This window comes from Rummeliibacillus sp. SL167, assembly GCF_007896505.1.
Taxonomy (GTDB): domain Bacteria; phylum Bacillota; class Bacilli; order Bacillales_A; family Planococcaceae; genus Rummeliibacillus; species Rummeliibacillus suwonensis.
This window is the reverse complement of sequence record NZ_VCBM01000001.1, coordinates 2,282,749-2,298,182: the sequence shown is the minus strand read 5'-3', so window position 1 is coordinate 2,298,182 and position 15,434 is coordinate 2,282,749. Positions and strand designations below refer to the sequence as shown.

Annotated in this window: 8 protein-coding genes and 1 pseudogene; 6 read left to right on the top strand and 3 right to left on the bottom strand. The window is 35.9% G+C overall.

What is annotated here, in order from left to right:
- The first annotated feature begins 46 nt into the window (after positions 1-46).
- From FEZ13_RS10270 to FEZ13_RS20040, 3 genes are all read left to right on the top strand, one after another.
- A complete protein-coding gene (locus tag FEZ13_RS10270; protein WP_146552547.1) occupies positions 47-3,103 on the top strand; it encodes a type I restriction endonuclease subunit R in 3,057 nt (1,018 codons plus the stop codon).
- A 657-nt stretch (positions 3,104-3,760) separates the two neighbouring features.
- On the top strand, positions 3,761-4,972 hold the full coding sequence (locus FEZ13_RS10265) for a hypothetical protein (protein ID WP_146552546.1): 1,212 nt from the start codon (positions 3,761-3,763) through the stop codon (positions 4,970-4,972).
- 607 nt (positions 4,973-5,579) lie between these two features.
- The gene (locus FEZ13_RS20040; protein ID WP_255473097.1) at positions 5,580-6,674 is read left to right on the top strand and encodes a hypothetical protein; all 1,095 of its coding nucleotides are present in this window, start codon (positions 5,580-5,582) and stop codon (positions 6,672-6,674) included.
- Positions 6,675-6,723: 49 nt separating this feature from the next.
- On the opposite strand, the pseudogene FEZ13_RS20460 reads toward FEZ13_RS20040, so the two are convergent.
- Together FEZ13_RS20460 and FEZ13_RS20455 are read right to left on the bottom strand one after the other, a co-directional pair.
- Positions 6,724-7,215 (bottom strand): annotated as a pseudogene (locus tag FEZ13_RS20460) (MFS transporter); the annotation flags it as partial.
- Positions 7,211-7,417: an MFS transporter gene (locus tag FEZ13_RS20455; protein ID WP_146552805.1), complete on the bottom strand. Its 207-nt coding sequence runs from the start codon at positions 7,415-7,417 to the stop codon at positions 7,211-7,213. The pseudogene FEZ13_RS20460 and the gene FEZ13_RS20455, both read right to left, overlap by 5 nt.
- A 499-nt stretch (positions 7,418-7,916) precedes the next feature.
- On the opposite strand from FEZ13_RS20455, the gene FEZ13_RS10250 reads away from it, so the two are divergent.
- Positions 7,917-8,504: a TetR/AcrR family transcriptional regulator gene (locus FEZ13_RS10250; protein ID WP_186725842.1), complete on the top strand. Its 588-nt coding sequence runs from the start codon at positions 7,917-7,919 to the stop codon at positions 8,502-8,504.
- Between the two features lie 401 nt (positions 8,505-8,905).
- On the opposite strand, the gene FEZ13_RS10245 is transcribed toward FEZ13_RS10250, so the two are convergent.
- Positions 8,906-12,508 (bottom strand): CDP-glycerol glycerophosphotransferase family protein, encoded by a 3,603-nt coding sequence (locus FEZ13_RS10245; RefSeq protein WP_146552544.1) that lies wholly within the window; start codon positions 12,506-12,508, stop codon positions 8,906-8,908.
- A 586-nt stretch (positions 12,509-13,094) separates the two neighbouring features.
- Here FEZ13_RS10245 and FEZ13_RS10240 point away from each other — a divergent pair.
- Together FEZ13_RS10240 and FEZ13_RS10235 are read left to right on the top strand one after the other, a co-directional pair.
- On the top strand, positions 13,095-14,264 hold the full coding sequence (locus FEZ13_RS10240) for a CDP-glycerol glycerophosphotransferase family protein (protein WP_146552543.1): 1,170 nt from the start codon (positions 13,095-13,097) through the stop codon (positions 14,262-14,264).
- A 36-nt stretch (positions 14,265-14,300) separates the two neighbouring features.
- Positions 14,301-14,795 carry a hypothetical protein gene (locus FEZ13_RS10235; RefSeq protein ID WP_146552542.1) on the top strand — a complete coding sequence of 165 codons (495 nt, stop codon included), beginning with the start codon at positions 14,301-14,303 and terminating at the stop codon, positions 14,793-14,795.
- Positions 14,796-15,434 lie beyond the last annotated feature (639 nt).

The following is a 15,434-nucleotide window of genomic DNA, read 5'->3' as shown; positions in this document are numbered from 1 at the left end:
CACTTTACATAAAACACAAACAGCTGAATTGGATGAGGTGATATCAATGAATAGAAGTGTTACACCGGAAGCGGTTTTGGAAGATAATTTGATTAAGCAATTAATCAGTGGGGAATCACAATGGACATATCGAGAGGATTTGCATACAGAAGAGCAGTTATGGGCGAACTTCAAAGAAAAGCTAGAGAACAATAATAAGGATGTGCTCAATGAGGTTCCTTTGACAGAGCAAGAATTCCGTCAAGTTCAAAATCAGTTGAATTTTGCGAATTTTTATGAAGCTGCTCGCTGGTTGGTAGGGGAAAATGGCATTGCCAAAGTGCAAGTGCAAAGAGAGGATGCGTCTTTGGGAATCATTCGATTGCGTGTCATTAATCGTGCAGATATAGCGGGTGGGATGTCTTCTTATGAAGTGATTCATCAATTTGAAAGCGATAAAAAGACATTGGAAGATCGCAATCGTCGCTTTGATGTGACGTTATTGATGAATGGATTACCAATGATTCATATTGAACTAAAAAGTCGGAATCATTCCTATATGGATGCATTTCGGCAAATTAAGAAATACTTAAAAGAAGGTAAATTTACAGGAATCTTTTCTTCCTTACAGATGTTTGTCGTGTCGAATGGAACGGACACACGTTATATCGCAACAGCAACAGATACCAAGTTAAATGAACAATTCCTCACAAAATGGGTAGATAAAGAGAATCAACCTGTCAATGATTATTTAGAGTTTGCTCGTGATGTACTATCCATTCCGCAAGCTCATAAAATGGTGACACAGTATACCGTGATCGATCAAGAAAAAAAGGCGCTCATTTTATTACGACCTTATCAGGTTCATGCCATTGAAGCTGTAAAAGAGGCATCGAAACGGCAAGAGTCTGGTTATGTGTGGCATACGACAGGTTCGGGGAAAACGTTGACTTCCTATAAGGTGGCACGTAATCTTTTACAGATTCCATCCATTCATAAAACAATTTTTATCGTTGACCGAGTAGATTTAGATCAACAAACCACAAACTCGTTCACCTCCTATGCGGTAAATGATGTGATTGATATTGATGAAACTGATAATGTCAGTGATTTGATCAAAAAATTGTTATCAGATAATCGCACGGTCATCGTCACAACCATCCAAAAATTAAATCATGTCATAAAACGCTTTAAAGGACAAGAAGAAACGAAACGTTATCATAAGCTTACCCAATTAAAAATCGCATTTGTAGTGGATGAATGCCATCGCGCTGTTTCGCCTCAAAAAAAGCAGGAAATTGAACAATTTTTTGTGCGCTCCCTTTGGTATGGCTTTACGGGAACCCCCATCTTTGCGGAGAATGCCAAACAAGCACTTGGCAATTTACCACGAACGACGGAACAACAATATGGCAAACGATTGCATGAATATACAGTAAAAGAAGCGATTCATGATGGAGCAGTATTAGGTTTTCAAGTTGAGTATCAGAGTACCTTTTCAGAAGAAGAACTGGATCGTACTATCCTCAAATTAGCAGGTATAGACGAAATCGATATGGATGAAATGGCACTTTCAGATAAAGAAGCTCGCTTACCAAAGTATGTTTATGAAGATGAGAAACATATGTTAGAAGTCATTCATTCAATCGTGAATAAGTCTCGCAAAAAATTAGGTTTTCAAAAAGGCGTCGGTCAAACTTATGGGGCGATTTTGACGACGTCTTCCATTGCACAAGCACAGCGGTATTATGAATTATTGAAAGAGGTGAAAGCTGGTACTTCAACCGTCCAAATTGACGAGAAGACCAAACGAGTTTTGCCTGATTTTCCGAAGGTGGCTATTACCTACTCCATTTCCGAAAATGAAGAAGTGTCGATAAGTAACCAAGAGAAGATGAAAGAATCATTACGTGATTATAATGAGGAATACGGCACTAGTTACACACTAGAAACGATTCGTGCCTATAATCGAAACGTCAATGATCGTTTGGCGCGAAAGAAAGATAAATATAAAGCCCGTTCGGAGCAGCTCGATCTAGTGATTGTCGTAGATCGTCTTTTAACAGGATTTGACGCACCGTGTCTTTCTACTCTATTCATCGATCGTCCGCCAATGAAGCCACATGACTTGATTCAAGCGTTTTCAAGGACGAATCGTTTATTTGATAAAACGAAAAAATACGGACAAATTGTGACTTTCCAAACACCGAAAATTTTTGAAGAAAAAGTAAAGCAAGCTTTACTGTTATATTCAAATGGCGGGGAAAATGATGTATTAGCCCCAACATGGGATGAAGCTAAACAAGCGTTGATCGAGGCTATTCAAGCATTGCGTGAAGTAGTAGCAACGCCAGCGGCAGTAGATGAATTAAATCGTGGACAGCTAAAGAAATTTGCGAAAGCTTATCAAACATTGGATAAAGCCTTTGCATCTGTCCAAGTTTATAGTGAATTTAAGGAAGAACAACTTGGTTCACTCTTTTCAATCACCCTTGAAGAAATAGAAGAATTCCAAGGAAAATACGTCAATGCACTGGAAAAATTGAAAACGTCTACTGATCCAGTGGAAGAAATTGATATTGATATTGAATATGAGCTGGAATCCATTAAAACAGAAGACATCAATTATGAATATATCTTGATGCTTATCCAACAATTTGTACCATCAGGAAACGATGAATACGAATTGATTCCGAAACAAGATGAAAAAGCAATCCATGAAGTGAATCAATACTTGCGTGATTTAGAGCGAAATAACCCAAAACTTGCCTATTTGATGAAACAACTATGGGACAAAATCCAAAGGGAACCAGAAGAATATCGTGATCAAAATGTATCGATTTTATTAGAAAATATGATCCAAAGTACCAACTATACTTTAATTGAAGATTTTTCAAAGAAATGGTGTGTCAAAGAAGAAGCACTCAATTTCATGGTATCGAACTATAACCCACGCCAAGAAAGACAAAACGGCGAAGCGGAACTGAAACGAACGAGTAATTACGAACTATATCGCACACATACGGAAAAACCGCTAAGTAAACTAAAATACTGGAAAGGTGTACGAAAAGATTTTGATTACATGATGAAAGATGAGATTTTACCATTGCAGAAGAGAAAATAGCAAACAAGATACTGAAACAGAAAGGGCGAAGGAGAGATGAATGCAGAAGAAGTGTGGGGAAAGCTTGATTGTAAGTGGTTTAGAAAAGCCAATAGAACTTAAAACAAAGAAGGGCTTCATTTTAATTTAGTTTCTAATGGTAAGCATTTAACTGTACGCCAATCAGATATACAACCTTCTAGCAAATTAAAAAGTCCACGTACGATTTACGAGAACACTGAAAAACTATAGAATCTCTATTTTCATTGATAAAAATCCATCTTTTCTTTAATTTTATGAACTAAAAAAGATTATTTTTATCATTTTTTTGAAGATGCATTGACTTTTTCAGTGGCCTCACGATTTACAAAGATAACTTTATAAAAGTCTTTCCTTACTATCCAAAATGGTTGGCTCATGAAAAGGGAATTAGTACAGAAATCACAGCTATTACAGACAACGCTTCATACATTATGGCAGCCATAAATGATCGATGATGAATGCAAAAATAGTTAACAAAAAGGCAAAATGTTAAAAAAGTCAGGTAACCAAGCAAGTTAAGATATAAATTAACACTAATCTGATGAAATGATGCTACCACATCCAATATTGAATGAAATCGTATCCATAAGACTTAAATGGCATCGGTGACTGGCATTTTTTCAATTGGAGGAAAATATGAGAAAACGAAAATGGCTATTGATTAGCCTTTCATTCATTACTGTCGTTATAATTTGTGCAGCTATTTTACCAAGATTTATATTATATTTAGCTTATTCTCCAAGTCATACTAATGGACAAAAATTAGTTGAAAATCTCCCTACCGAATCAGAAACGCTAAACACTAAGGGGAAATATCTTATTGCCTTTTCTAAGGTAGGGAATTTTTCACCTGAAAAATCAGGCGCCTTATATGTAGTAGATGAAAATGGTGATTTCGTATCACAAAGTAAAAAAATAAATATGCTTGAACCTATTGGTATGGTGAATGATGGTGAAAAAGCGTATGTAATCAGTAATAGATCTGCAGGACGCTATCAAATAGACTTACATTCAGGAAAAATTGAATCTATGAATGCTCCAGATTTAAATATCAGTCATTCATTTTCCTTATATGCAAATAAAGACTATGTACTTTATGATGTGGCAGATGATTTAGAGAATGGACAGACTTTGGTTTACTGGAAAGGAAAAAATTCTGGTCAAAAGAAAACTTTAGTCATTCCTAATGGATTTTTACATTCCGTATATATTAAAGGAGATACCGCATTTATCATCACAGAAGATCCTGATGCTGTGGCTTATATTAATCGATGTAATTTAAAAACGGGAAAAGTATTATCTACTAAAAAACTGGATCTTCCAGAAGACCAAAATAATTATTCAGGTTTACCAAGCAATCCTTCCCTCCTTTTATATCATAACTATTTATATTATCCAATAAGCGGAGGAATTGATGATAGTAAGGAAAATGGGAAAATCGTAGTAATAGACCCCAAAACTTTGAATACTATAAAAAAGATTCATATTCCTGATAAATATTTTAGACCAGATTCGCTTGATATAGTAGATGGGCAATTAGTGATATTAGATGATTATAACTATGCTTATAAGATGAATAAAAAAGAAAAATTCACAAAACTAGAATTTGATATAAACGATAAACAAAAGAACTTTTTATCAAATGATATAACATTTACTGAAGGGATAGAAGTTAAAAATCACATCGCTTACATTCAGACGACTTATAGAGTCAGAGATGAACAAAAAGATATAGAACGCGGAGAAATAAATGCTTTCGATCTAAAGAACGGTAAGCATTTATCTAGGACCATCATCAAAAGACCATTTTCAGATTATTTAATTACATCATTCACTGTTCTTGATTGATGGGAGCCAATAAACAAATATATTCAGACAAGTTATTAAAAAATAGAGTTGCATCTCTATAAATTTATATGTTCATAATATCAATTTACGGAGCTTTTTATTTAATTGAGTAAGCACCAAAAGAGGTTTATGTAGTGATGTCTCCGCCTCTTTTAATAATCTTATGATGAAAAGTGTAAAGTAATGAACAACAGCTGTCCGGCATATAAACAATTATTTTTCAACTGGTATGATTGTCCATACATTTTCTAAGTGTGTATTTGATAAAAAATAGCAAAAACTAATTTATGAAATTTTTTGTTTCAGCAAGAATTTATTTTTCTTCATTTCTTCTATTTTTCTTTAGTGACTTTGTTCTCCTAGTTAATAAATTCCTCATCGTGACTTATCATTTTTATCTGATTTTTATAAAGTATCCTCAAAAAATTGCATAATATTAGTATTTATAATATAATATTACAAATAATGCTATTTTAGGAGGTTTATAGATTTTATATTATCAAGAAATGATTATCATCATAACAAATTTAAGTCGTACTCATGTTTGTATTCGGCAGAAGACGTTTACCTCTTACAGGGGGAATAATTGATCAAAAGGGGAATATAATTGAAAAAGATATTGAAGATATTGGGGATTGGATGTTTATCTACAACGATTCTTTTTGTCAGCGTAACCGTTATTTTAGTTTTTGTTGGTGTAAATATAGTAAAGGATCGCTTTGGATATTCAGATAAAGAATTAATTCATTATGTAAAAGAAAAGCATGGTGTGAATGTGGAGATTATTAGCAATCCCGGAAAAGTACCAGGCAGTGCCGGATTGATTGTTGAAGATGCCCATGTTCGTACGCTGGATAAAGATCAACTGGAATTTGACATCCATATTAGTTTTATTAGTATGATTACGGGTGATACATACAAACAAGTAAAGAGAAAACATGACTTAAACGACAAATATCGAAGTTCTGATATTTTTAAAAAGCTAAAATCAATAGGCTTTAAAGATATCACTTTTGGAAAGGAGGTAGAAGACCCACCACTATCTCTATCCTTACCAGATGACATATATTTGGCTAGTACTCAAAATTTTGCCATGCTATTTAAGGCTTTACCTATACTAAAACAACTCAAAGAAGAAACAAGAGAAGAAGAGAATTATGTTATGAACAGGGTATCTATTTATGGGGCTATGCTTGATTTGAACAAGGATTATAAATCATCGGAAGATTTAGGAAACCGATTAGCTGCTTCTAATGTTGAAGAGTTTTCCTATCAATTTACCGATGTAACGGAGCAAGAATTGAAGAAAATGGAACCTCAATTATCGAAATATGGTTTTACCGAAAGTGAAAATAAGCCGGAGCTTGAATGCTATCAAATGGTTACCTATCATGATTGTCATTCCTATGCATTAGTGATATCTGCGGATAGTGAGGATGATCCTACTAATGCTTTGCGTTACGATCGTGTTAAGGATAAGAAAGTAATCTTTAAAGTGATCGCTAAAGCAAAAGGACTTGAGATCCCTGTAAAGAAAATCATTATTCATAATATCTACGTACCAAATAAGCCTCAATATCAATATGAGTCAGAAAGCAAATTAAAAGAACAATATGAGGATGTAGAATTTTATTATGAAAAAGTGGAGATAAGGAATCTAGATGCAATTGATAAGATCGAGGATATTCATTTTTTCTATTGAAATATTGAAAAAGAAAATAAATAGATGCCGTAAAATTTTTGTGGTGGAATAAGTTTAAAGGCATAATTACTTTTTTAGAATATTTCATTGCATAAATGACGTAAATAATTGTCAATAAAATACCTATTGCCATAAACTCAATGGTCTTTAAATTATTGAAGTTTGAACTTGAGGCAGCTTTTGTGATTCCATAAATAAAACTTGCTGAAAGAGTACCTAGCAATAAGATGCCAAACCAATCCAATTTGACTTGTTTATTGGCTGCGGCAAAATTGGGTAGCTTTTTATGGATTAAATAGAGCGCTATTATTCCAATAGGGATATTGACAAAGAAGATCCATCTCCATGACAGATACTCTACTAAAAAGCCTCCAATGACTGGCCCCAGTATTGGTCCAAGAGTGATAGGTACGCCAACGATAGACATCAATTTCCCCATGTTATCCTGTCCGGCATTTTGGATCAATAATGTTGTTAGTAATGGAATAATAAGCCCAGCGCTAAAGCCTTGAATAAGACGAAAAGCAATCAGACTCTCAATATTCCGTGAAATCCCAAAAAAGGATGGAAATTATCAAAAAAAGGAGTTGCGAGATGAAATAAATATTTTTTCCATCAAAACGGTTGATGAGCCATCCCGAAAAGGGAACAGCGATCCCTGTTGCTAAGACATATCCTGTGATTACCCATTGAATCGTATCAAGAGATGTATGAAAATCTTTGCTAAAATCATTTAATTCTATATTTTACCATTGTTGAATCTAACATTGGAGCAATTGCACCCAAGACAAGAACAAGGGCAATTTTTATCAGCTCTTTGGGTAATGTTTCTTTCTCTTTATGTGACACATTGACCCTCCTTTTAAGATACATTTTGTATCTTAACGCAAATGGAGTATACACCTTATGAATATAGAGTCCAATATGTATCTTAAAAATATGCTAAGATTAATTGTAGTCTTCTTTGCTGAAATATGTACTTGACGAAATGAATGGGCATATTTATTGCTTAAAAACAGTGTTGAATAGTTCATTTTAACTTCATTTATATAGATTGGGGCGGAGTTGCTCGAGTCTCCAAAATCCTTCGAGTGATATGGATTTAGAAGGTATGTTCAATGTCCCGTGAGAAAAGCAAACAAGCCGCAGCGGAAACCTGTGGACTATCTAATTTTTATGCCAAGAACAGATTTTGGTGTAGAGCCATTAATTAATTGTAGTAATGATTTGGGAGGAAAAGACGTGGCAAGTGAACGAAAACGAGGAGATCAATTGGAAATAGCCATTTTAGAGGCTGCAGATGAAATTATCCAAACTTTAGGATATGAGAAAATGACATTTCAAAATGTTGCTAAACAAGCAAACACCAGCCGAACAGTTATTTACCGTAGATATGAAACCCCTGTCGATTTGTTGCATGGGCTGGTACAGTATAAATCTAAACAAATCCTTGGCGGGAAAATGATGGATCTATTTGAAGAAAAGGAAAGTTTGCGTGCGGATTTAATAGCTGTAATGGAGATCTTCCAAAGAATTGTTGAAGCAATAGGCCCAAAAGTACTGAGTGCCCTGTTGTTTGAATTGCGTCAAAGAAATGAAAGTTTGCAATTATGGTTAAATGAAGCACAGGAAAGTAATATGAAGCTGATGAAGAGAATACAAGATTCAGCTATAAATCGTGGGGAAATTAAACATGAATTCTCAAAAATACAAATGATCCTCCCTTTTAATTTATTGCGTCTAGAAAATGTGTTAAGTGGTGGCAATGTAACAAGAGCGTATATTGTCCAATTGGTAGATGAAGTACTGATGCCAGTTTACTTATCCTAAGCAGTAAGCCTGCCTCTAGACACAATAGTAACAAGAAGAAGGAAAATGCCCTTCGAGAGCGAATAAATCCTTGGAGAGAGCAAATAACCCCTCGGAGGGAGCGAATAAACTTGGAGAGAGCGAATAAACCTCCAGAGAGAGCGAATAAATCTCCAGAGAGAGCAAATAAACCCTCGGGAAGAGCGAATAAACTTGGAGAGAGCGAATAAATCTCCAGAGAGAGCGAATAAATCTCCAGAGAGAGCAAATAAATCCCCAGAGAAAGCGAATAAACCCTCGGAGAGAGCGAATAACCATCCAGAGGGAGCGAATACCCCCACAATACCTCACCAAAAAAGCCCATCCGAAAAATCAGTAATAACCAACCAACTGACTTTTCGAACAGGCATATCCTTCATCCGTTATCCTCGGATTTCTTCATAAAAATGGTTAATCGCATTTTGATTATAAGCACGATAGTCGAATTCTTTAAAGGTTATATCAGGTTCAAGATAGATTTTCTTCATTGCCTGATAGATGCTTTCAACTGAAGTATCTTCCGTCAATAGGCCATAGTCGCCATCTGCCAGGGCTGCACGATTGGCCACAATATCCGTTGCTACAATTTTCATCTTCAATGTTAATGCTTCCAATAACACCATTGGCTGTCCTTCATACTTGGAAGAAAGAACGAAAGCATCACATTGCTTCATGAATGAGAAAGGATTATCAAGTTGACCTGTTAAAAATACAGAATCTCTTAATTTCAACTTTTGAACCAATGTATCTAAAGGTTTTCGTAATTGACCATCACCGAGCAAGTATAGCTTGGTATTTGGGAACTCCTCATGAAGCTGAGCAAACGCTTTGATCAATTTATCTTGTGCCTTCTCAGGAGAAAGGCGCCCCATTGTTACGAATTTAAAGGAATCATCATTTTCAAGCGTAATAATATGGTTATGAATATCGATCCAGCAGTTATATGGTGAGGTAGCATCTTTATCCACCCAGCCAATCTTAGTATCGCCATCGTAGAGCAACACAGAATAACCATGTCCTGTACGCAATTCTTTTTGGATAGTTAATGGTTTCAAATACAGTTCATCTGGTAGGATAAAATCGCCACTATCCGCAGTAGTAGGCAGTTCCTTGTAGACTTCGATAGCTGCTCTTTCAACAATTGCAGGATACGTCATTTCTTTTTCAGAGATAAATTCTGAATAATCGTTTGGCACTAGTCGAATACAACGACTATCGATCCATCCCTGAATGATCGAGCCCTTTTTTACATAATAATAGGTACGTTTTTTATAAACTTTTCTTTTGTGTACAAATAACACTTTTCCACGTAGATCCTTCTTATGTCGGATCACTCGGCTGTCAGGATGCGTAGGAGGATGCGTCAAAATTTGATAGCCTTCAATATCTTTCAAAATATATCCATATTGCTTCACATTTTCTTCTAAAGAAGCAAGTTCACTTACGGTTCTAAGTGCGGCGTGATGTTTTTTGTGATTTGCTTGAATATATGAATTTGCCGCAAGTTTTGTTAAAGGATTTGTGAACATTGAAGTCAGGTTGTCCATTAAAGTAACGGCACGATAGTCAATCCAACCAATTTCTTGTTGGTCAATTTCAATCAGATAATAAGTGGAACGACTTGTTTTAGCCACTTTCGGAATATAGACAATGACATCTTTGAACAAGGAAATATCAGACTTCTTATGAGCATCAGGAGCGCCAAATGGTAAATCCCATAAGTAGTACTTAGGAGAAACATTGTCCAATCTACCAATTGCATGCATATCCTCATATAAAATCTGTTCACCCTGTTCCTCGCTAGTATCAGTACCTGTCATATTTAGAGAAGAAGCATTGCACCAGCCTACATAGATATCGTTGATCGCTATTTTATAATAATCCTCACCATGATAATGATTATAAGCAAACACGTGAATCTGATCATCAGCTTGAACAGTATATGGTGTGGCAGGTTTCCCCTCATTCAATTGAGCCAAAGTACGATAAATAGCAACGGATTGAATGGACGAGTCCCATCTGCCGGTTTTATTGACCAAAATAAGTTGGGAAGTTTCATCCTTTTGGGTAACCGTTTTCTTAGGAGGATTTAAAATCCGATTTGGATCAATCGTATTCATACAATAACCAAATTGCTCGGTCGTTGTGAATTTACCCAAATTGGATATATTTAGTTTCATCGTTGCTTCTGAAACCGCCAATAACTTATCAAATTTATGATAAACGGAGAACATCGTCAGTAAATTTTGATAGTGAGGGCGAACCCCATCTATAACTTTTTTTCGATCTGCTGCCATATCACTATGCAAAAAACAAATTTTTCGATCGCTATTCGCCGCCAATACTAATTTTGTCCAATAATAGCTATAACCACTAAAATCGATGGCGTAGTCAAAATGTACGCCGCCTGTCAATCTGCGCATTTCACGTTGATAGGCTTTGTCTGGATAACGGGATTTTAGCTTTGATGTTAATCCATGTGAACGAATCAAGCGGTCTGCTACAGCCTCCTGAAACCTATAAACAGGGATGCCCGGTTTAAAAAGCAGACGAACTTTTGGATGAATCCGATTTTGATTATCAAGGATGTCTTCGTGATGAGAGGCACCTAAAAAACAAGTGACATCATAGCGATCATAATCGATATTATTGGTTAGATTGATAAAACTATTAGTAATCCCATTATTTAAAAGGCCGCCTGGATAGATCAATATTTTCTCTTTATCATTTCTCAACTGAACGATCTTCACATGGTCAACGTTTTCCTTACAAAAGACTAGGTGATACAAACGTTCAGCAACATTTCCATCATCATAACCAACAAACCTTTTTTTGGCTGCTTGATAGACACTTTGATAAGAAGCTTTTACATCTTCAATATGAAGAATCGCATTTGCTACCTCATCGATATGCTCATAAATCGGGCCAGGCAATTCTTTCTCATTTAAATACATCCCACGATCCTGAGCATACAGATCCTGATCCCATGCGTAAAATAAAATAGGACGATCCGTTACTAAATAATCAAAAAATACACTAGAATAATCGGTGATTAAAATATCGACGATACTTAGCAACTCATTCATATCCATTTGATCGGATATCAACCGACTGCGAGCTTCCGGATAGTTTGTCGCAATAGTATACAAAAATGGATGGACTTTAAATAGTACATGATATTCAGGGCCAAGCTGTTCAGCCAAAAAATTCATCTCTGCAATGATTTTCTTCATATTGTCCTGAGCATTCTTTGTATCTGTCCCTTTCCAAGTAGGAGAATACAATACAATTTTTTCGTTAGGCGAAACAGAGAGGCCTTGTTGATTTAATGTTTCCACAATTGCCTGACGATTTGAATGAAAGGTCAAATCATTACGAGGATAGCCCATTTCCAAAATGGTCCCCTCATAAATGCCCTCTAAACGGAACGCTTTTGAAAAAATTTCTGTTGTATGAGCATTCGGACTAATAATATAATCCGCATTCAAAAAATTACGAATCACGTTTTGACTTCCAGCTGGGTTGCCGGGAATATCGTAGCCCATATGTTTTAAGGGGGTTCCGTGCCATGTGTTAATATATGTTTGTTCAGGGCGAGGAACGAAGAAAGATTGAAAAGTAGAGTTATTCAAAAGATACTGTGCTTGTGCAAGCCATTTTAAATAATCCTCACTATCACGCTCTACAAAAGTAACATTTGACATAGCAAGGTAAGGAGAAATCGCTTTCTCTAGCTCTTCAGAAGATTGAATAGACCAAATATGTTGGTATTTTTTCTCCTGATCGTGTTCTAAAATATATTTGAAAAGAGCAAAGGGAGAGTCAGTTATACTTTGCCCATCTCGAACTTCATATAAAATGGAATGATCCACGATTGGCAAAGTGTCATAGAACTTTGCATATAATTGATTTCTTCGATGTTGTTCTTTTTGTGAACGATCATCTAATACTTCTTTGAAATTTTTGTAGAATTCATTCAAAATCATTGGAGATCACCTCGTTTACTAAAAACTATACCTATCGTATAGTAGCATTTTTTTTAGGCTGGCAAAATAGATAGTTGGTAGCATATATTCTTTATTATAAGCGAAACTTCACACAGTGAGGTTTTTCTTCGACCCATTATTAGTGTTAGTTGAACGAAACAACCTTATACAGGTAATTGCTCCCCGTTCTAATCGAGGATAGTGAAAAACTATGGCATGTCCATTTTGCTGATAAAAATCTTCTTTCGTTTTGGTGATTTAAAAAATTGATTTTCATTATATATGGGGGATCAATAGATTTTTTCAGTGGTCTCTACCTAAGCTATATGGGTTGCTTGTAGGGAACTTTGAGGAATAAAATATCTTCATTTAAATGACATGAGTATGTCCGCTTATCACCGTTTAAAAGGCAATATATACGAATTGAAACGTTGCTATTACCGTCTCTTAAGGATTGATGGACGTCATCAACTATGTTATGATAATTGGCAGATTAAATTTTTACATATAATAATACTTCCTCCCCATCAATGAGGTTTTCATTTTGATGCAACTTTTTAATACCATATGAAAGAGTGAAAAGATAATGTTGAAAAATAAAACATTTAGAAAGTATTTTGGTAAAGCCTTTCGATTTATAGGTCGAAAAGCGCCGCGTATAAAAAACTTAGTTATTTTCGAAAGTTTTCACGGAAAACGCTACAGCGATAATCCACGCGCGATATATGAATATATGAAGGAACATAATCCAGAATACAAACTTATTTGGAGTGTTGCTAAGGATAGTATCCCTTTGTTCCAAGAATTAGGCGTTCCTTATATGAAACGTTTCACATTAAAATGGTTATTCACTTTCCCACGCGCTCAATATTGGGTGAATAATGTACGCTATCCAAAATGGATGACGCGACCAAAGGATACGACCTATCTTCAAACATGGCATGGTACACCACTTAAAAAGCTAGGAACAGACATCGAAGAAGTGCATATGCCAGGTACAAAAACAAAAAAATATCGTAAGAATATCAAAGCTGAATCTAAAAACTGGAGCTATTTAGTAGCCCCTAACCCATATACACATGAAATTCTTGCACGAGCATTCCATTTCAATGGAACAATGATTGATTCGGGCTATCCACGTAATGACGCATTACAAAACGAAGATACAGCGAAAATTGCAAAGATTCGCAAGTCGCTCAATATTCCAGATGATAAGAAAATCGTCCTTTACGCACCGACATGGCGTGATGACCAATTCTTCCAAAGAGGAAAATACAAATTCCAATTCCAATTTGACATTCAAAAATTAAAAGATCAATACGGTGATGATTTCGTACTGCTGGCACGTATGCACTATCTTGTATCTGAAAACTTTGATTTCAGTCAATACGGTGACTTCATCAAAGATGTTTCAAACTACTATGATATAGCAGACCTATACTTAATCAGTGATTTGTTGATCACAGACTATTCATCCGTATTCTTTGACTATGCTATCTTAAATCGTCCAATCATCTTCTATATGTACGATCTAGAAGATTATCGCGATCGTCTCCGTGGCTTCTACATCGACATCGAAGCGGATGCACCAGGTAAAATTGTTCAAAACGAAGCAGATCTATTTGAAGAAATTGGACGTGCCCTAAAAGAAGGTCACTATTCACAAGAACAATTCGACCGCTTTAACGAAAAATTCTGCGTTTGGGAAGACGGTAAAGCAACAGAACGTGTCGTAAACCAAGTGTTCGGAAAATAATTCCTAAAAGCCCGCCAAGATTGGTGGGCTTTTCCTATGAGAAATCTATCCGTGGAAGAGGTGGGGCTATCCACGGAAGAAGAAACCCCATCCACGGAAGAAGAAACCCCATCCACGGAAGAAGGAGCCCCATCCACGGAAGAAGAGACCCCATCCACGGAAGAAGGAGCCCAATCTACGGAAGAAGGGACCCCATCCACGGAAGAAGGAGTCCCATCCACGGAAGAAGAGACCCCATCCACGGAAGAAGGAGTCCAATCTACGGAAGAAGGGACCCCATCCACGGAAGAAGGAGTCCAATCTACGGAAGAAGGGACCCCATCCACGGAAGAAGAAACCCCATCCACGGAAGAAGAGACCCCATCCACGGAAGAAGGAGCCCCATCCACGGAAGAAGAGACCCCATCCACGGAAGAAGGAGCCCCATCCACGGAAGAAGGAGCCCCATCCACGGAAGAAGGAGCCCAATCCACGAAAGAAGAAGTTCCATCCACGGAAAAACGAATTGTATCCACGAACGAAAAAATTTAAGTCTTAAAATCCAACTAAAATCCCATCAAATCCATCCAAAACTCAACCATTCAGCCTCAGAAATAAAATATCCAATGCACTTAGGATTCTTTCACAAAAAATCAGCCCAAAAACCTCAATACTCTACTTGCATAAAAAAGCAAATAATCCAAAACAACTCACAACCAGAAAATCATTTGAATCACATCAATTTTACGATATTAAGATTTCCATTACTGATCCATTATCTATGCTTTATCCCAAAATTCAATTTCTCGTAACTATTAAAAAACTCTCATCACACGCTCGGAATATTTTCCACTAATATGTTATACTATGTGAAGTGTTTTTCTATAGGTACCAACGAATTACTTAAAAAAGTTTCATTTGAAACGATATCCTATCGAAAATAAAGTATATGGAACATAAAATGCAAAGTAACGTTTTATGTTAAGAAACGTTCAGAAGCGTTAAAAGGCGTTAGAAAACAGATCAATGAAAAAACTCACCTAAAACAATAGAGCTAAATCCAAAGAAATCTTACTATTTCTTTCAAAAAGATCATAACTAATAGAAAGGTTATGAAAAGTTACCAAATTAGCTATACTAATAAAAAAACACAAAACTACTAGTTCAGAACAAATTCAATATATGAATTGA

Excerpts from the sequence above, each read along its gene's own strand:
- FEZ13_RS10265 (WP_146552546.1), top strand. The coding sequence starts at position 3,761 with ATGAGAAAACGAAAATGGCTATTGATTAGCCTTTCATTCATTACTGTC.
- FEZ13_RS10270 (WP_146552547.1), top strand. The coding sequence starts at position 47 with ATGAATAGAAGTGTTACACCGGAAGCGGTTTTGGAAGATAATTTGATT.
- FEZ13_RS10235 (WP_146552542.1), top strand. The coding sequence starts at position 14,301 with ATGAGAAATCTATCCGTGGAAGAGGTGGGGCTATCCACGGAAGAAGAA.
- FEZ13_RS10240 (WP_146552543.1), top strand. The coding sequence starts at position 13,095 with ATGTTGAAAAATAAAACATTTAGAAAGTATTTTGGTAAAGCCTTTCGA.
- FEZ13_RS10245 (WP_146552544.1), bottom strand. The coding sequence starts at position 12,508 with ATGATTTTGAATGAATTCTACAAAAATTTCAAAGAAGTATTAGATGAT.